This is a genomic window from Streptomyces sp. MRC013, assembly GCF_023614235.1.
Lineage (GTDB): Bacteria > Actinomycetota > Actinomycetes > Streptomycetales > Streptomycetaceae > Streptomyces.
In genome coordinates this window covers 2,897,388-2,914,797 of sequence record NZ_CP094264.1, presented here as the reverse complement: position 1 = coordinate 2,914,797, position 17,410 = coordinate 2,897,388, and the positions used below count along the sequence as shown (strand labels likewise).

The window sequence follows — 17,410 nt, the reverse complement described above, 5'->3', positions numbered from 1 at the left end:
AGGATGCGCGCTAAATTTACCCTCCCTCAAACACCGAACCCGAAAGTTCTCCAAGGAGTCGACGCACTCAAAGAAGGTCGGGAGTACATAGTTCTCGAAGTGCTCTCACATAATGGCGGCGGTACGGCTTTTCGCGTCGAATTCATCACAGGGGAGGGCCCCGCCCTCTTCGACAGTAGAGTTTTTACCGTGACGTGCCACCGCCTACCACCAACCTGGCAATATTTCCAGTTCGAAACCGGATCATTTGCCTTGCGCCCGCAACCGTGGAGTCAGGTTGGCTTCTGGGAGTCCTACTACGAACACGAGGCTCACGCGCTGGAGATCTACGAGACCGAAAAGCAGAAAATCTTGTCCTCCTCTTGAGGGCCATCGGGGCTCGACTACAGACCTGGCGCAGAACGCACAAGAGCAGAACCAAAGCATCACATAATTCATATGATGCAACATGCATGCGAAAACCCCAGTAAGCCCGCCCATGGGGCCCTCGATACAGGCCGAGCCGAAATATTCGAGACCGTTGACGAAGCATGGGGAACAATGACGTTTTCTCAGCGGTTGTCACTTCCATGAGTTGTTGAGGACGAGTGCGGCTTGGGCGATGCGTCCGATCCGGCTGGGGCTGAGCGTGACGTGCTGCAGCGCGCGCCAGCGCTGCTTGAGTTCAGCGGCGGCCCGTTCGCCCAGGGCCCGGATGCCGCGCAGGAGCCGGTTGTGGGCGCGGTTGTCCGGCGCGAGCGGGGAAGCGATGTCGGGGTGCGGACGGAACGGGGTGTGGATGCCCTTGCCGGCGCCGGTGTAGCCGACGTCGGCCAGCGTCGGCAGACCGGCGCGGGCCGCCGCGTACAAGGCGGGCAGGGCATGGATGCGGGCGGCACGCAGGTCGTGGACGGATCCGGGTTCGACGTCGGAGACCCACAGCGGGGTGCCGTCGGGTGCGGCCACGAACTGGATGTTCCCGGCGAAGTGCCGAGCCTTGCCGGAGTACCACAGGTCGTTGCCCTTCTCGGTAGTCCCGGCGACACGGTCGCAGGAGATCAGGGTGCCGTCCAGCACCACGTGGCTCATCTGCCGCGCGCGGCAGCGGTCCAGCACCTCATGCAGCTCGGGGGCCTGGTCGGCCAGGACGTCGATTGCCTCGTGGAGGTAGCGGTAGCCGGTGGCCTGCGAGATTCCCGCATCGCGGGCCAGGCAGTGCACGCAGCCGGCCTCGCGGAACCAGCGCAGCACGAAGACGGCCTGCCGGAACGGGCTCAACGCCCGGGAGCCCTTCGGGGTGCCGATCCGGCGGCGGTGGCCGGCCAGCAGCCGGGCCACGTATTCCACCACGTGGCGCGGGACGTCGAGCATGGCAACATAGGTGACCAACGTGAAGCCTCTGGTGCAACGGACGATCTTGTGGTGAGAACTGTCCTACCAGAGGCTTCACGTCTGTCCGCACCCGGGCCACCGCTGTCCGACCCAACCCTTAACGCCCTGATCAACCCACTTCCCGAAGATTATTTCGCTGAGAAAACGTCACTGAACTTTTCCTCAGCGATTTTCTCGCCTCCGCCCCACCTCAAGAGGACGGCTATCTCTTGGAACGCGTGACGGCCGACAGCTCTGTACGCGGACAGACCGCACGCGCCCTCACTACAAGAAGTGGAGTATGGGTCAGCAACTGCTGAGCAGATTTCTCTCATGGAGGCGCTGTGTGAGGGATCTGCTACGCCGGAAAGTTTTGCCCGGGGCTGGCTGGCAGCACGTCGCCGCGCCCTAGGACGACGCGAGCGACTGAAAGAACCTCTGGGGCGACTCCTTGATCGAGTTTTCTACGCACTGGAGGACTACTCAATCGACCCCGCACTGCGCGAGGAAGGCGACGTCAGCGACGACGAATTGATTGCGATCGTGCGCGACACCCTCCAAGAGATGAAAAAACCAAATTAGACATCACACCCTTCCGGCGAAAATCGCACGAACAACGACTTGATGACGGAAGAAGACCTTGGCGCACTGAAAGAACTGGAGATGCTGCGACTCAGGGCGACCGAACTGTCTGCGGATCCCAGGCAAAAGGCCCTGCTGAGCCAGATAGAGGACCAACAAGAAAAGTGGTACGGCCACTAACCCGCAGAACAATCAATCAAGGGGAATCCTGAAGCGAGCAGGGGCACCGCACGCCCATGACTACCATGCACCGTTTCTTAGCGGGCTTCCGGCAAAGGCGACAAGGATCGATTCCCTCATCTCCACATCACCAATCCCATACCGACCAGACCACAGGCACCCGAAGTGAGCCCCACGCACCAACAACACGGCACCCCACCCGGCTGGCAGCCGCCCAGCGGCATCGAGCGCGCGTTGTACGAGGCGCGGCTGCGCGGGGACTGGCCCGCCTACTACGACGTGGTGGCCCGGTCCCACCTGTACCTGGCGCAGCCCCGGGCGGAGGTCGAGGCGCGGCCGGGTCGCGTGCTGTTCCTGCCCTACTGGAACCCGCACACCAGGTCCAAGTGCCTGGCCGTCCACACCACCGGCATGCTCCCCGCGCCCGTCCCGGATCCGGTGTTCACCCAGCAGAGCCTCGGCTGGCTCGCCCGCGTGTGGGAGCCGGGAGATCCGCCGTACCTCGTGGTGAACCCGGGCAGCCCGTGTGAGGGCGTCCTCCCGGCGACGCCCGAGGGCCGGGCGCTGTGGTTGCAGCACGACGCGAGGGTCCAGCGGGTCGGGCTGGCCGAGGACGCGGTGCACCGCCTCGACGTGGGCGGCCCCCTCCAGGGCCCCGTCGCCTTCGGTCTCGCGACCGGCGCCCACCTCTCCGTACGGAACGGCGAGTTCTGGAACACCATGGGCTACCACGGTGGCGGCATCCGGCACGAGAGGCAGCGGCTGGAGGAGTGGTGGGGCATCACGACCCGCGAGGACTGGTCGAACGCGCTGCGACGGCTCCTGAGCGCCGACATGGTCAGCGACGTGTGGGAGTTCGTCCTCCAGGTGCGTCGCTCACTGGTGCAGGACTACGCGGGCCCGGTGTCGCTGGAGCACTGGCGCGACACGGCGGAGCGCGTGGTCCGCGCTCGGGCCGAGGCCGCCGCGCAGCCCCGGTTGACCCCCGACGGGGTGATCGCGAGCCGTACGGTGTCCCCCACCGCGATCGAGTCGCGCGTCGCCGGGGTCCGGCGGCTGGTGGGCCGCATCGCCCGCTACGAGGCCCGGTTCCGCGCCGACGGCCTGCTCCCGGAGGACGGGTACGTCCGGACCGCCGAGGCGTGGGACTACGGGCGGGCCGCGGGCATGGCCCGTTGGGGCCTGGGCGCGCGGTACGGCACCCTCGCGGAGGCCGAGGCGGCCGTCGTCCGGGCCGGCCGGCTCGTCCGCACCAACTACCGCTCCTGGGCCGACTTCTCCGCCGCGTACGTCCTCGGCCGCTGCCTCCACTTCGACGAGGAGGAGTTCGGCGAGTGGTACGAGACCGCCCTCACCGGCCACCGCGTCCTGATGTCCGACCCCGCCAGCCCCTGGCTGACCGTCCCGTGGAACTGAGGGTTCCCGCCCATCGGCGGCCGGTCCGCCGCACGGACACCGGCCGTCACCCGTGTCAGCCGTCACCCGCGTCCGCCGCCGGTTCCGCGCACTCGGCCCACAGCAGTTTCCCGCCGCCCTCCCCGAAGGGGCCGCCGTCGCCCAGCGGACGCGCTCCGAAGTCGTCGGCACAGCTCCACGAGCCGCAGCCCGCGCCCGCGTTCGTCGCCGTCCTCCGCCGGAGCGGCCGTACCGCCCCGGAACGGGGCCGGGATGTACGGGTTGCCGTCCCGGACGCTCACCCGCAGCCGCCCCGGGCCGGTGGCGTCCAGGTGGAGGCTGTACGGGGCGTCGGAGTACAGCTACGCGTTGGTGACCAGCTCGCTGGTGACGAGTTCGGCGACGGCGGTCAGGGCCTGCATCCCGTAGGCCGCCAGAACGGTGCGGACGGTGCGCCGGGCGATGCCGGGGCCGCGCGGATCCTGCGGGAGCTGGAGGGTGTACGCCCACGGCGGCGTTACGGTGAAGGACATGGAAGTCTCCGGTGAGTGGGGAGAGTTGAGGCGAACATGCGTGTGCCCGGTGGCTCTGCCGGCCCGTCGACCGGTGCGCTTCCTGGCGGGTGGCCTGGTACGGACACTAGAGGTGTCGCAAAGATTCTTTGCGGGGATCCAAGGATTCTCGTACCGGAAACGCCCGTGTGGGTGACCGGACCAATCAGCTGTTCCCCGGGAGGAGTCGCATGACCTCACGGCCGCCCGTCACCGCGCGGCGCGCCCGCATCGCCGCCGAGCTGCGCCGCCTGCGCGAACGCGCGGGTCTCACCTCGACCGAGGCGGCCCAACGGCTGGGCACCAGCTCGGGGCAGCTCAGCAATGTCGAGAGGGCGCGCTTCGGAGTGAGTCCCGACCGCGTGCGCGCGATGGCCCGTACGTACGGCTGCACCGACCAGGCGTACGTCGACGCCCTCGCGGCCATGGCGGGGGAGCGCACGAAGGGCTGGTGGGAGGAGTACCGCGGGATACTGCCGCCGAGCCTGCTCGACCTCGCGGAGCTGGAGCACCACGCGACCGCGTTGCGCACGGCGTACACCACCCACATCCCCGGTCTGCTGCAGACACTCGACCACGCTCGCGAGATCTTCAGGCAACTGCTTCCCGTCACCCCGCCGCCGGAGGTCGAGCACCGGGCGTCCCACCGCATCCGGCGCCAGGCCGTCCTCCACGGGCCGCGGCCGATCCCGTACAGCACGATCATCCACGAAGCCGCCCTGCGCATGAAGGTCGGCGGCCCCGAGGTGGCCAGGGCGCAGCTCCAGCACGTACTGGACATGAGCGAGCGGCCCCACATCAGCGTCCTGGTCATCCCCTTCGACGTCGGCGCCTTCCCCGGCGCCGGGCAGTCGGTGAACTTCGCCTGCGGGCCGGTACCGCAGCTCGACACCGTCCACCTCGACCAGTCGCACGGCCCGGTCCTGCTGGACTCTCCGCCCGAACTGGAGGAGTACCGGCTCCTCCTCGACCGCATGGAAGCGGTGGCCCTCGGGCCGGAGGAGTCCCGCGACCTCATCCACCACATCGCCGGACAGCTGTGAAGGGATCCCCGATGCGTAACGCGTACGGCCAGACCTGGCGGAAGTCCTCCCACTGCGCCACCGGCGACGCCTGCATACACCTCGCGCCCGCTCCCGGGGGTGCGGTCAGACTCGTCGAGAGCGGCGATCCCACCGGCGCCGTGCTCACCCTGGCCCCCGCCACCTGGCGGGCGTGGCGGGACGCCGTCAACGCCGGCCGGCTGCCCCTTCCCGATGTGGAGCGCGGCCCCGGCGGGGTCCTCCGGCTGCGGAGCGCGGACGACCCGGGCGTGGTCGTCACCACGACCGCCGCCCAGTGGGACGCCTTCGCCGCCGGGGTGCGGGACGGGGAGTTCGACCGGCTCGCGGGGTGAGGAGCCGGGGTACGCGGGAGCCGGGCGCGGCCCGTCAGCGGCGCAGGCCGGCGTTGAGCCGGGCGGCCTGGCGGGTCAGGTGGGCGCGCTCGGCGAGGTTGGGGGCCTTGGGGGCCGCCTCGGCGTACAGCCGTGCCGCCGTCACCGGGTCGCCGTCGCGCTCGTGGAGGTACGCGGCCACCGCGGTGTGGCGGGGCAGCGAGGCGTCCAGCTCCGCGAGCGCCGCCAGGCCGGCGCGCGGTCCGTCGGCCTCCCCGACGGCGACCGCGCGGTTGAGCCGCACGACGGGGCTGTCGGTCAGGCGCGTGAGCTCGTCGTACCACTCGACGATCTGCACCCAGTCGGTCTCCTCGGCGGCGGGCGCGTCGGAGTGGAGGGCGGCGATGGCGGCCTGGGCCTGGAACTCGCCCAGCCGGTCGCGGGCGAGCGCCGCCTGGAGGATCCCGACGCCTTCGGCGATCAGCGCGGTGTCCCAGCGGCTCCGGTCCTGCTCGGCGAGCGGTACCAGGCTGCCGTCGGGCGCGGTCCGGGCGGCGCGCCGGGCGTGGTGGAGCAGCATGAGGGCGAGCAGCCCGGCCGCCTCGGGGTGGTCGACCCGGGCCGTGAGCTGCCGGGTGAGCCGGATGGCCTCGGAGGCGAGGTCGACGTCGCCGGAGTACCCCTCGTTGAAGACCAGGTAGAGGACGCGCAGCACGGTGGCGACGTCGCCGGGCCGGTCGAAGCGCACGCCGGAGACGGTGCGTTTGGCGCGGCTGATCCGCTGCGCCATGGTCGCCTCGGGCACCAGGTAGGCCCGGGCGATCTGGCGGGTGGTCAGCCCGCCGACGGCGCGCAGCGTGAGCGCGACCGCCGATGCCGGGGTCAGCGACGGGTGGGCGCACAGGAAGTACAGCCGGAGCGTGTCGTCCACCGCGGACGCCGGTCCGGGCGCGGGCTCCCCCTCGACGCGGTCCTCGCGCCGGCGGCGGGCGGCGTCGGCCCGCGTCGCGTCGAGGAACCTGCGCCAGGCCACGGCGACCAGCCAGCCCTTCGGGTCCCGCACGGGGTGCTCCCCGCCCGAGGAGCCCGGGGAGGGCCCGGCCGCCCCGACCCTGAGCGCCTCGACGAGGGCGTCCTGCACGGCGTCCTCGGCCGCCGCGAAGTCGGCTCCGCGGCGGACGAGGAGGGTGAGCACGCTCGGGATGAGGCTCCTGAGCAGGGCTTCGTCCATCGGGGAGGTCACTCCGTGACGGAGGGCGGCAGGGTCAGGAACGGGCGCACCTCCAGCCACTCGTGGATCGGCCTGCCGCCCGCCCCGGGAGCGGCCGACAGTTCCCCGGCCAGTTCGACGGCGCGCTCGTGGCTGTCGACGTCGACGATCATCCAGCCGGCGATGAGGTCCTTGGTCTCCGCGAACGGCCCGTCGGTGACCGGCGGGCGCCCCTCGCCGCCGTAGCGGACCCACGTTCCCTCGGGGGCGAGCGCCTGACCGTCGACGTACTCGCCCGTCTCCTGCAGCCGGGCCGCGAAGTCGCTCATGTACTGCATGTGCGCCGAGATCTCCTGCGGGCTCCACCGCTCCATCGGCACGTCGTTGACCGGAGCCGGGGCGCCGCGGTAGTGCTTCAGCAGCAGGTACTTGGCCATCGTGGTTCTCCTCGGTGCTCGTGCGGCCCATTGTGGTCGCGTTCACCCCGGGGACGGAGCCGAACACGGGTTCTCGACATCGCCGTCGAATTCTCTTCCGGCTTTCGTCGAGGGCCCGGGTGGGGTGCCTCGCGGCGTCCGGACCGGCGGCGCGGCACGGGGGCGAAGGTGTCGGGGGTTCGGGGCTCCGGGGGCTCCGGGGGCTCCGGGAACCGGCACCGGCCGGACGAGCGGACCGGGCTGCGGGGGCGCAGACCGGCGGGTGGTGGGTGGTGGCCGGCGGGCGGTGGGCGGGCACTCGGCGTCGCGTGCGGGTCCTTCCGTGCCCGATGGACGGCGACGGGAGGACGAATCCGGACGCGAGCGAACACATGGCGTACGCGAATGAACATCAGAGAAACAAAAGAGTCAGTCTCTGTCGAGAACGCGGCACCCCCACACCACACCCACCGCAGCCGCAGGCACCGCGCACCACACTCCGGGACCCTCTCGCCGGGCGCTCCCCGCTCCCCGCCCACCGATGGGCCGCGACGTACCGTCCTACCCCGACCTGGACAAACACCGGAACTGCCGGAGACTCCCCGCCCGCTTCGCACCGCGAGGGCGGGCACCGCGCCCCCGTTCCGGCCCGGCGGCCGCAGGCCCCCGACCGCCTCCGCCGCCCCCTCCACTCGACCCCCTCCATCTGGTCTGGACCACGCCCGTTACGCTGTGCCCGCAGTCGCAAACGGCTGTGTTCACACCCCGGCGGCAACCGGGCCGGGGCCAGCACCACGGGAGAACACCATGGGGAACAAGGTGAGCCGGCTCGGAGACCCCGGGGGAACGGCCGCCGCGATCGCCGTCATCGCGATGACCGCCTTCGCCATCGCGGTCCTGGGCTACTTCCTCGTCAAGACGGGCTAGCACCGCGGGACGGGCCGGTACCGCCCCCGCCGGGGCTCGGCCCGCACCCACCCAGGCGCACCGCGCCCGCCGCCGCCGGAAGCCCCTCCGACGGCGGCGCCGTCGTATACGGGCGAATCGCCGATCAGGGGACAACTGCGGTCATTGCCCATGGTCACACTGCGTGATAAACAGAGTGGTCATCCGTATATCCGCACGCGTTGCGCACCCCACTCACGCAGGTCAGGGAGGCTGGGCCGGTCAAACGTGCGGAGTCCGGGTAAAGAGACCCGCCAAGACGTCGTACGTCGGCGGTTCGATCAGCGAAGATAGTTGACGGCCCGCGCACCCGGCGGGTCGTCAACCTACCGAACAGGGGCGGTGAGTTACATGTACCTGGCGGCCGAGAAGGGCGACATCACCACCATCATTGGCGGAATCGCCCCGAACTGGGGGCCCTTCGGGAGCCTGGGCAACCAGGCCCGTGTGATGATCGAGATCGTGATGGCCGTGGCCATCCTGCTGTGCCTCGGCATCGCCATCTGGGGGGCGGCCAAGCAGCGCATCGGCGCGACCGCGCTGCGGGACACGTTCAGCGCCGAGCAGGGCAAGGGCCTGATCGTGGCCGGCCTGACCGGCGTCTTCATCATCGGATCACTCGGCACGCTGTTCACCATCGTGTACGGGATGGCCGTCTAGCCCGCCGCTCCACCCGACCCGCCTTCCGCTCCGGCGCCCGCGAAGGATGCGTCTCCTGATGTCCACTCACCACACCGCGTACGCGACGCGGACAGCATCACGGCAGCAGTCGTCGTTCGAGGAGGCGTACCCGTCATGAGCTTCGGCGACGAGTACGAAGGCGGAGGTGGCCGGGGCAGGGGCGGCCGGGGCGGTACGGGGCGGACCCGCACCCGCCTCCCCGGAAACGAGCCCGCCGACGACTTCGGGAACGGCTTCGGGGACGACTTCGGAGGCCCGGCGCGGCGCCCGCAGCGCTCCTCGCGGTCACTGGTGACGGTCGTCGGCGTGGTCGTGCTGCTGATCGCCGCGATCGCCTTCGCGAACCGCTCCGGCGACGGCGAAGGCGAGGGCACGGCCAAGGCCCCCCGCGAGGGCGCCCCGCCCCCCACGGCGGCCACCGGCAGGAAACCCGTCACCGGGAAGAACGGCACGATCCCGGCGGGCTTCGCCCGCGACGAGCAGGGAGCCCAGAGCGCCGCGGCGAACTACGCGGTGGCGCTCGGCTCCGCCGGTATGTTCCAGAGGGAAAACCGGCACTCCATCCTTCGCGCGGTCCACGATCCGGCCGCCGTAGACGGGCTCCTGGCAGCCCTGGACAAGGCGTACTCCCCCGGCTTCCTCAAGAACGTCGGGCTCAACGAGGACGGTTCCACCCCGCCCGGTCTGACGTTCGTCTCCCGCACCATGCCGGTCGGCACGCAGTTGCTCGAGATGAACGGCGACGCGGCCACCGTCGAGGTGTGGTGCACCGGCCTGGTCGGCATGGCCGGCGAGACATCGACCAAACCGGTGACCCAGACCTGGTTCACCATCACCCAGAAGCTCAAGTGGGTGGGCGGCGACTGGAAGATCCAGTCGTCGAGCCAGAAGGAGGGACCGACGCCGGTCAACGGCGACAACCGTGCCTCCACCGCGGACGAGATCGCCGAGGCGGTCGCCGGATACGGAGGCTTCACCTATGCCCGGTAGTCCCCGCAAGCAGAGCCGATCGCTCGCCCCCTACGTGGTAGCGGCCGGAACGGTCCAAACTCTTGTCATCGCGTTCGCCTCGCGTGCAGGCGCCGACCCCTCACCGGCACCGAGTCCCAGCCCGTCGCCCAGCGGCAGCAGCGACCCCTGCGACCTCGTCGTCGGGCTCACCCGTGACTACTGTAAGAAGGACAAGCTCGACGGCACCTCCCGCTCCGTCGGCCCCCTCGATCCCGGCGGCGCCGTCGACCCCCTCTCCTCCCTCGCCCGCGGCTGCGCCGACGCCGCCGCGTGGACCGTGGACAAGCTGAGCGCCGCCGTCGACAGCACCGCCGCCGTCGACTTCACGAACCCGCAGTTCCTCAAGCAGTACGCCGTCGTCTTCGCGGCCTCCACCATCCTCACCCTCGTCCTCTGGCTGCTCGCCGTCGCCAAGCGGGCCATCCGGGGCGCGCCGTTGAGCACGGCGCTCTCCGAGGCCGTCGGCTTCCTCTGGCTGACCGTGCTCGCCTCGGCGTTCACGCCGCTGGTCCTGCACACCCTCGTCTCCGCGACCGACGGCGTCACCGAGGTGATCGCCTCCGGTACGGGCGGGCAGACCGACGAGTTCTTCGGGTCGTTCTCCGCCGCCCTGAAGAAGGGCGACGACATCGGCGGCGGACCGATCATGATGATCGTCGTCGCGCTCGTGTCGATCCTCGCCGCGGGCGTCCTCTGGCTGGAGCTGGTCATCCGCGCCGCCCTGCTCTACGTGGGCGCCCTGCTCGGGACCGTCGTCTACGCGGGGCTCGTCGACAGGAACATGTGGGGCCACGTCCGCCGCTGGGCCGGCATCATGATCGCGGTCATCCTGGTGAAGCCCGTCATCGTGATCGTCCTCGGCCTCGCCGGGGCGCTCTCCTCCGGCGACGGCCCCGACGCCTTCTCCGCCGTCGTCTCCGGCCTCGCCATCATCCTGCTGGCGATTTTCGCCTCCGCCGCCATCTACCGCTTCGTGCCCGGCTTCGGCGACGAGATCGCCACCGCCCGCACCAACCGGAAGCAGGCCACCGACGGCGCCCAGGCGGCCGCCGTGATCTCCTCCCCCGCCGCGCTGGTCTCCCAGGGCATCAAGACCCACAGCGCCCGCAGCCACCAGCAGGGCGCCGGCGGGGTCGCCGTCTCCGGCGGGGTCGCCGCCCACGGCAACCGCGGCACCCACACGGGCGCCCCCGCCGGCACGCCCCCGCCGCGCACCGCGCCCAGCACCCCCGCGACCGTCAACAGCCCGCATACCAGTCGCGGTGTCGGCAACACCGGCAACACCGGCAACAACAGTCCAGGAGGTGGAGGGCGGTGACGACCCAGTCCCATCCGATCACGCCCCGCCGCACGTATCTCATCGGCCGCGCCCGGCCGAACGCGATCATCGGCAAGAACCGCGAGACCGGCGAGATCGCCCTGATCATCGCCGGCGCGTTCGTCGGCATGATGTGCGGCCTCCTCGTCCCGGTCCTCTCCCTGCGCATCGTGCTGCTCGTCGGTTTCCCGATGCTCGCCCTCGCCGCCGTGTACGTCCCCTACCGCGGCCGCACCTTCTACCGCTGGTACGAGGTGAACCGCAGCTACAAGCGGGTCCTCCGCCGGGGCACCACGTACCGCTCCGCCGCCATGGAGGCCGGCACGCGCCTCGACGGCCGCGAGGTCGAGATCGGCCCCCCGCCGGGCATCGGCCGCATCAACTGGCTCTCCGCCCCCTTCGGCCCCGACGAGATCGCCGTACTCCTCCACGCCGACCGGCGCACCGTCACCGCCGCCATCGAGATCGAGGGCCCCGGCGTCGGCCTGCGCGACAGCGAGGACCAGGAAGCCCTGGTGGACCGCTTCGGCACCCTCCTCAAGCACGTCGCCAACGGGGACGGCTTCGTCACCCGCATCCAGATGCTCGCCCGCACCCTCCCCGCCGACCCCGACGCCCACGCCAAGGACGTCGCCCAGCGCGGCGACCCGGGCGCCCCGCGCTGGCTCCTCGACTCCTACGACCAGCTGCTCTCCATGGTGTCGACCTCCAGCGAGCAGCACCGCGCGTACCTCGTCGCCTGCATGCACTACACGCGCGAGCTGGCCGCCGAGGCCCACGCCATCGCCCGCGCCGCCCGCCACACCGGCGGCCGGCGGCAGCGGCTCGACAAGGACGCCGGACTCGCCGTCGTCATGGCCCGCGAGCTGACCGACATCTGCGCCCGCCTCGCCGAGGCCGACATCCGCGTCCGCCAGCCGCTGGGCCAGTCCCGCCTCGCGTCGCTCGTGCACTCCATGTACGACCCGGACCACCCGATCGACCACATCCAGGCCATGTCCAGGCGCAACGCCTGGCCGGCCGAGCTCGACGCCGTCGAACCGACGTACCTCAAGGCGAAGACCCGCGAGTCCACCACCCGCGCCCCCTGGTGCCACGCCACGGCCTGGATCAAGGAGTGGCCGATGACCCCGGTCGGCGTCAACTTCCTGGCGCCGCTGCTCGTCCACACCCCCCGACGTGATCCGCACGGTCGCCGTCACCATGGACCTCGAACCGACCGAGATCGCCATCGAGCGGATGCTCACCGAGAAGACCAACGACGAGGCCGAGGCGAGCCGCGCCGCCAAGATGAACCGCACGATCGACCCCCGCGACATCGCCGCCCACGGCCGGCTCGACCAGCGGGGCGAGGACCTCGCCAGCGGCGCGGCGGGCGTCAACCTCGTCGGGTACATCACCGTCTCCTCCCGATCCCCCGAGGCCCTCGCCCGGGACAAGCGGACGATCAGGGCGTCCGCCGGCAAGTCGTACCTGAAACTGGAGTGGTGCGACCGCGAGCACCACCGCGCCTTCGTGAACACGCTCCCGTTCGCGACCGGCATCCGCCGGTGAACCGGCGGCCGCCCCATGGGGCACGGCCGCCGCGCCGGGCACGGGCGCCGCGGGTGCCGTACGAGCCGACAGGACGAGCCGACAGGACGATAGGGGCCTGATGATGCGCGATCCGCTGTCCGTCCTCACCGACGCCTTCACCTCCTTCCTCTTCGGGAAGGTGGAGACCACCCGCCTGCCCGTGCGCACCTCCACCGGCCAGGCCCAGGCCGTCTACCTGCCGACCGCCGCACCCGGCCTGGGCGACTCCGGCGTGATCATCGGCCGGGAGGTGTACAGCGGCAAGGGCTACATCTACGACCCGTTCCAGCTGTACGGGCAGCAGCTCCCCGCCCCGCACTGGCTGGTCCTCGGCGAGTCCGGCAACGGCAAGTCGGCGCTGGAGAAGACGTACGTCCTGCGCCAGCTCCGCTTCCGCGACCGCCAGGTCGTGGTCCTCGACGCGCAGGGCGAGGACGGCGTCGGCGAGTGGAACCTCATCGCCGAGCAGCTGGGCATCACCCCCGTCCGCCTCGACCCGATGGCCGCCCTCGACGACGGCATCCGCCTCAACCCGCTCGACCCCTCCATCACCACCACGGGCCAGCTCGCGCTGCTGCGCACCATCATCGAGGTCGCGATGGGCCACGGCCTCGACGAGCGGTCCGGTTTCGCGCTGAAGGTCGCCCACGCGTACGTCAACGAGACGGTCACCGACCGCCAGCCCGTCCTCACCGACATCGTCGAGCAACTGCGCCACCCCGAACCCGAGTCGGCGGAGGCGATGAACGTCGACATAGACGACGTACGCGCCTGGGGCCTCGACGTCGCGCTCGTCCTCGACCGGCTCGTCGACGGCGACCTGCGCGGCATGTTCGACGGCCCGACGACCGTCGGCATCGACCTCGACGCGCCGCTCATCGTCTTCGACCTGTCGCACATCGACCGCAACTCCATCGCCATGCCCATCCTCATGGCGATCGTCGGCGTGTGGCTGGAGCACACCTGGATCCGCCCCGACCGGAAGAAGCGCATCTTCCTCGTCGAGGAGGCCTGGCACATCATCAACAGCCCCTTCGTCGCGCAGCTCTTCCAGCGGCTGCTGAAGTTCGGCCGGCGCCTCGGCCTGTCCTTCGTCGCCGTCGTCCACCACCTCAGCGACGTGGTCGACGGAGCGGCGGCGCGGGAGGCCGCGGCGATCCTCAAAATGGCCTCCACCCGCACCGTCTACGCCCAGAAGGCCGACGAGGCACGCGCCACCGGCCGGGTGCTCGGCCTGCCCCGCTGGGCCGTGGAGATCATCCCGACCCTCACCCCCGGCATCGCCGTCTGGGACGTCAACGGCAACGTCCAGGTCGTCAAACACCTGATCACCGAGGCGGAACGGCCCCTCGTCTACACCGACCGCGCCATGACCGAATCGGCCCCGCCCGAGCTGCCCGAGGACGTCAAGGCCGCCGAATGGGAGGCGGAGCAGCGCGCGGCCCTCATGGAGCGGCAGATGAACGGCTCGCCCGAATCGACGGTGGCGTGACGTGGACCGCGCACCGGACGTACGCGGCCCGGGCCGGGGCGGAGCCGCCGAGCGGGGCATCCCCGACGGACTGCTCATGGCACTGCTGGGGCTCCTGCTCGGCGTGACGCTGGCGGCGTGGACGGCGACCGGCCTGGCCGGGCTGTTCACGCACGGCTCCTGGCCGCGCGGCGCCACCTTCGCCCGCACCCCGCTGGCCCTGCGCCACCTGCTCACCGCCCCGCAGGACCTGGCGGGCGCGTGGCCGCTGACGCCGGCCGACCAGCTCCCCGGCCCCGGGGTGTTCTGGGGACTGCTGATCGGCGAACTGATGGTGGCCGCGGTGCTGGCCGTGTTCGTCGTGGGTACGGTGGCCCGCTGGCGGGCGGTACGGGCGGCGGCCCGCGCCCGGCGCCCCGCCCGTCCGGCCGCGGCGGCGGCCTGCGCGGCCACGCCCCGGGCCACCGCCCCGGCCGCCCCTCCGGAGCCGGCCGGCCCCACGCCCGCCGCCACGGCCACCCCCGCACCCGGTTCCACGTCCGCACCCGCACCGGAATCCGTACCCGGGCCCCGTACGACGCCGACCGCGACCGCACCGGACGCCTCCGGCCCGCGCGCCCCCGCCGCCGCCCTCCCCACACCCCGCACCCCGGCACCCCTCCTCCTCTACGGCGACCGCGCCACCCGCCGCCCGCACGCCCTCCGGGCCGTCCTGGACGCCGAAGGCCCCGCCCTCGTCGTCACGTCCGACCCCACCCTGTGGGCGGACACCAAGGACGCGCGCGCCGAACTCGGTCCGGTCGTCCTCTACGACCCCGGCCACCTCTGCGACACCCCGGCACGCCTCCACTGGTCGCCCGCGGACGGCTGCGAGGACACCGCCACGGCGGCGTCCCGCGCCGCCGCGCTCCTCGCCCCCGTACGCCCCTCGGCCCGTCTGGACGCCGCCGTCGCCGACACGGCCGAGACCCTGCTGCACTGCTGGCTGCACGCCGCGGCCGTCGACGGCCGGCCGTTCAAGCAGGTGCACCGCTGGGCGCAGCACCACGGCGCGGCCCACGAGCCGGTGCGCGTCCTCCGTACCCACCCCAAGGCCACCAACAGCCACGCGGGCCTCCTGGAGTCGGCGCTCACCGCGCACCCCGAACGCCGCGAGGCCGCACGGGCGCTGACGCTCCGTGCCCTCTCCGCCCTCTCCTCGGTCCACATCCGCGAGGCGTGCACCGCGAACCGAACCGACGCGCTCGCCCTGGAATCATTCGCCGTCGAAGGGGGAACGCTCTACGTGGTGGGCGAGCCGATCGAGGCGCCACGGACCGACCCCGGGGCGATGCCCCTCCTCACCGCCCTCACCTCGCACGTGGTCGAGCACGGCCGCCGCATGGCCGCACGGTCATCCGACGGTCGGCTCGACCCACCAATGACCCTCGTCCTCGACGACGTGGCCGCCGTCGCCCCCGTCCCCCGCCTCCCGGAACTCCTCGCCACCGGCCACGACCGGGGCCTCCCCCCCCTCGCACTGCTCCGCTCCCGGGAGCAGGCCCGCGCCCGCTGGCGAGAACCCCTCACCGCACCGACCCCCTGAGCCCCGGGACCGCCCCCCGTCCTCCGGACTCCAGAACCGCTCCGGCCTCGCACCGGTACGGCCCCTACCGTCCCGGCTGCCCCTCGCCGCCCGCGCACCCGTCCGGCCGCCACACCTCGTACTCCCGCTCCACCACACCCGGCTCCCCCTCCACCGGCAGGGTCCGCCCGCTCGGCAGGAACGCCGCCTTCCGGTACAGCGCCACCGCCCGCCCGTTCCGCTCGTGCACGTACAGCCGCGCCCGCCGCACCACCGGGTCCCGCAGCGACCACGCCCAGTCCACGGCCGCCCCCAGCAGCTTCTCCGCCACACCGCCACCCCTCGCCCCGGGCCGCAGGTAGACGCCGACGAGGTGCACCTGGTCCACCTCCGGCACCGCACCGAACAGCACCTCCCGGCCCCGCGGCTCGAGCAACGCGGTCACCGACCCGACCCACCGCCCGTCCGGCGCGACGGCCACCACCTGCCGCCCCGTCCCACTGCCCTCGGCGGTGCTCTCGGTCCGCTCCCGCCAGTACGCTTCGGGCCGCGCTGCGGCGGCCTCGTACGTGTCCAGAAAGGCGAGCGGCGCCGCCGGATCCCTCAGCGCGTCCAGCCGCAGAGCACGGGCCTCACGCCATTCCCCGGCCCGCACGGGGCGTATCAGGTACGTCATCTCCCGATCCTCCCCAGTGCCCTCGAGCCGGGGCAACCGCATAACCGCACCGCCCCGACGTCGCACCCCGCACGTCCCACCGTCCACCGCCGCCCGTTCCTCCCGGGAGGGGACGCCCCGCTGCCCGTCCCCCTCCCGGCCGAGGGCGTTCCACCGCCGCCCGTCCGCCTGCCGCCGCGGACCGCGGCCGGCTCCTCGCGGCCACCGGCGACGCGGCGAGCTCCGTGAACGCGCAGGAGTCCGCGGCCGCCCCCGTCACGCGGGCCTGCGGGGTTCGCCGCCGCCGGCTGTTGTCAGCGCCGGCTGCAAGGATGGCCGTCATGACGGCACCGTTGCTCCTCACCGACATCGAGCAGGCAGTTCGCAGCAGTTGGGACGCCGACACGTGCACGCCCGAGTTCCGGGCGCGCTGGAGGCCGGACAACCCTGCCCGGGACCAGTGCGGTGTCACCGCGATGGTCCTCAACGACCTGCTGGGAGGCGAGCTGATCCGCGGCGAGGTGCTGGTGGACGGTGTGCGCACGGACTACCACTGGTGGAACCGGCTCGGCATGGGCGTGGAGGTCGATCTCACCCGTGAGCAGTTCGGGCCGGAGGAGATCGTCACCGGGGGCGTCGTCGTTCCCCGGCCGCCGAAACTCGTCCGGCTGCGCGAGGAGTACGAGCTCCTCCGGGAGCGGGTCGCGGAGAAGCTCGGGAAGCGCCCGGCGGGACCTTCGGCTGTCCGCGGCTAGGGTCGCGACCTGGGGCGGCGGCCCCGGGTCGCAGTCCCGTCACTGCCGCCCGGCGTACGACACGCACCCGCCCCGGGCACCGACACCGACACCGACACCGACACCGACACCGGGAACCTGACACAACCGTCGGTATGAAAGAACCGGAAACGCGGGAAAGCCCCGCACCGTCAGGTGCGGGGCTTTCCCGTCTCAAGAATTGTTCGGCGGTGTCCTACTCTCCCACAGGATCCCCCCTGCAGTACCATCGGCGCTGAAAGGCTTAGCTTCCGGGTTCGGAATGTAACCGGGCGTTTCCCTAACGCTATGACCACCGAAACACTATGAAGATACCGACACTCCACCGGCACACCGGGAGGTCGTTCCTTCAGAACAA

The 17,410-nt window shown here is 71.7% G+C and carries 17 protein-coding genes and 1 rRNA gene; 12 read left to right on the top strand and 6 right to left on the bottom strand.

Going from position 1 to position 17,410, the window contains the following annotated elements; genetic code table 11:
* Nucleotides 1-3: 3 nt before the first annotated feature.
* The gene (locus tag LUW75_RS13415) at nt 4-366 is read left to right on the top strand and encodes a hypothetical protein (protein ID WP_250335802.1); all 363 of its coding nucleotides are present in this window, start codon (nt 4-6) and stop codon (nt 364-366) included.
* Between the two features lie 195 nt (nt 367-561).
* On the opposite strand, the gene LUW75_RS13410 is transcribed toward LUW75_RS13415, so the two are convergent.
* Nucleotides 562-1,368 (bottom strand): transposase family protein, encoded by an 807-nt coding sequence (locus LUW75_RS13410; RefSeq protein ID WP_250333784.1) that lies wholly within the window; start codon nt 1,366-1,368, stop codon nt 562-564.
* A gap of 315 nt (nt 1,369-1,683) precedes the next feature.
* On the opposite strand from LUW75_RS13410, the gene LUW75_RS13405 reads away from it, so the two are divergent.
* Both LUW75_RS13405 and LUW75_RS13400 read left to right on the top strand, forming a co-directional pair.
* Nucleotides 1,684-1,932 (top strand): colicin immunity domain-containing protein, encoded by a 249-nt coding sequence (locus tag LUW75_RS13405; protein ID WP_250335801.1) that lies wholly within the window; start codon nt 1,684-1,686, stop codon nt 1,930-1,932.
* A 345-nt stretch (nt 1,933-2,277) separates the two neighbouring features.
* Nucleotides 2,278-3,528 carry a DUF1266 domain-containing protein gene (locus LUW75_RS13400; RefSeq protein ID WP_250335800.1) on the top strand — a complete coding sequence of 417 codons (1,251 nt, stop codon included), beginning with the start codon at nt 2,278-2,280 and terminating at the stop codon, nt 3,526-3,528.
* A gap of 341 nt (nt 3,529-3,869) precedes the next feature.
* On the opposite strand, the gene LUW75_RS24970 is transcribed toward LUW75_RS13400, so the two are convergent.
* Nucleotides 3,870-4,040, bottom strand: coding sequence for a hypothetical protein (locus LUW75_RS24970; RefSeq protein WP_462933730.1), 171 nt, complete (start codon nt 4,038-4,040; stop codon nt 3,870-3,872).
* Nucleotides 4,041-4,249: 209 nt separating this feature from the next.
* On the opposite strand from LUW75_RS24970, the gene LUW75_RS13390 reads away from it, so the two are divergent.
* Nucleotides 4,250-5,101: a helix-turn-helix domain-containing protein gene (locus LUW75_RS13390; protein WP_250335799.1), complete on the top strand. Its 852-nt coding sequence runs from the start codon at nt 4,250-4,252 to the stop codon at nt 5,099-5,101.
* A gap of 11 nt (nt 5,102-5,112) precedes the next feature.
* A complete protein-coding gene (locus LUW75_RS13385; protein WP_250335798.1) occupies nt 5,113-5,454 on the top strand; it encodes a DUF397 domain-containing protein in 342 nt (113 codons plus the stop codon).
* 34 nt (nt 5,455-5,488) lie between these two features.
* Here the strand turns inward: LUW75_RS13385 and LUW75_RS13380 are convergent, their stop codons facing one another.
* Both LUW75_RS13380 and LUW75_RS13375 read right to left on the bottom strand, forming a co-directional pair.
* Nucleotides 5,489-6,664, bottom strand: a complete 1,176-nt coding sequence (locus LUW75_RS13380; RefSeq protein WP_250335797.1) for an RNA polymerase sigma factor — start codon at nt 6,662-6,664, stop codon at nt 5,489-5,491.
* Between the two features lie 8 nt (nt 6,665-6,672).
* The gene (locus LUW75_RS13375; protein WP_250335796.1) at nt 6,673-7,080 is read right to left on the bottom strand and encodes a YciI family protein; all 408 of its coding nucleotides are present in this window, start codon (nt 7,078-7,080) and stop codon (nt 6,673-6,675) included.
* A gap of 1,275 nt (nt 7,081-8,355) precedes the next feature.
* On the opposite strand from LUW75_RS13375, the gene LUW75_RS13370 reads away from it, so the two are divergent.
* The 6 genes from LUW75_RS13370 (at nt 8,356) to LUW75_RS13345 (ending at nt 15,645) form a co-directional block, all read left to right on the top strand.
* Nucleotides 8,356-8,664 (top strand): hypothetical protein, encoded by a 309-nt coding sequence (locus tag LUW75_RS13370; protein WP_149179851.1) that lies wholly within the window; start codon nt 8,356-8,358, stop codon nt 8,662-8,664.
* A 135-nt stretch (nt 8,665-8,799) separates the two neighbouring features.
* Nucleotides 8,800-9,675 (top strand): hypothetical protein, encoded by an 876-nt coding sequence (locus LUW75_RS13365; protein ID WP_250335795.1) that lies wholly within the window; start codon nt 8,800-8,802, stop codon nt 9,673-9,675.
* Nucleotides 9,665-11,014 (top strand): hypothetical protein, encoded by a 1,350-nt coding sequence (locus LUW75_RS13360; protein ID WP_250335794.1) that lies wholly within the window; start codon nt 9,665-9,667, stop codon nt 11,012-11,014. The genes LUW75_RS13365 and LUW75_RS13360 overlap by 11 nt, the downstream gene beginning before the upstream one ends.
* Nucleotides 11,011-12,669, top strand: coding sequence for an SCO6880 family protein (locus LUW75_RS13355; protein ID WP_349816417.1), 1,659 nt, complete (start codon nt 11,011-11,013; stop codon nt 12,667-12,669). The genes LUW75_RS13360 and LUW75_RS13355 overlap by 4 nt, the downstream gene beginning before the upstream one ends.
* A gap of 2 nt (nt 12,670-12,671) precedes the next feature.
* Nucleotides 12,672-14,081: an ATP-binding protein gene (locus LUW75_RS13350; protein WP_250337656.1), complete on the top strand. Its 1,410-nt coding sequence runs from the start codon at nt 12,672-12,674 to the stop codon at nt 14,079-14,081.
* A gap of 1 nt (nt 14,082) precedes the next feature.
* Nucleotides 14,083-15,645, top strand: coding sequence for a type IV secretory system conjugative DNA transfer family protein (locus tag LUW75_RS13345; protein ID WP_250335793.1), 1,563 nt, complete (start codon nt 14,083-14,085; stop codon nt 15,643-15,645).
* 64 nt (nt 15,646-15,709) lie between these two features.
* Here the strand turns inward: LUW75_RS13345 and LUW75_RS13340 are convergent, their stop codons facing one another.
* The gene (locus LUW75_RS13340) at nt 15,710-16,300 is read right to left on the bottom strand and encodes a GNAT family N-acetyltransferase (protein ID WP_250335792.1); all 591 of its coding nucleotides are present in this window, start codon (nt 16,298-16,300) and stop codon (nt 15,710-15,712) included.
* A gap of 320 nt (nt 16,301-16,620) precedes the next feature.
* On the opposite strand from LUW75_RS13340, the gene LUW75_RS13335 reads away from it, so the two are divergent.
* Nucleotides 16,621-17,034 (top strand): YunG family protein, encoded by a 414-nt coding sequence (locus LUW75_RS13335; protein ID WP_250335791.1) that lies wholly within the window; start codon nt 16,621-16,623, stop codon nt 17,032-17,034.
* A 201-nt stretch (nt 17,035-17,235) separates the two neighbouring features.
* On the opposite strand, the gene rrf is transcribed toward LUW75_RS13335, so the two are convergent.
* Nucleotides 17,236-17,352, bottom strand: a 5S ribosomal RNA gene (gene rrf / locus LUW75_RS13330).
* Between the last annotated feature and the right edge of the window lie 58 nt (nt 17,353-17,410).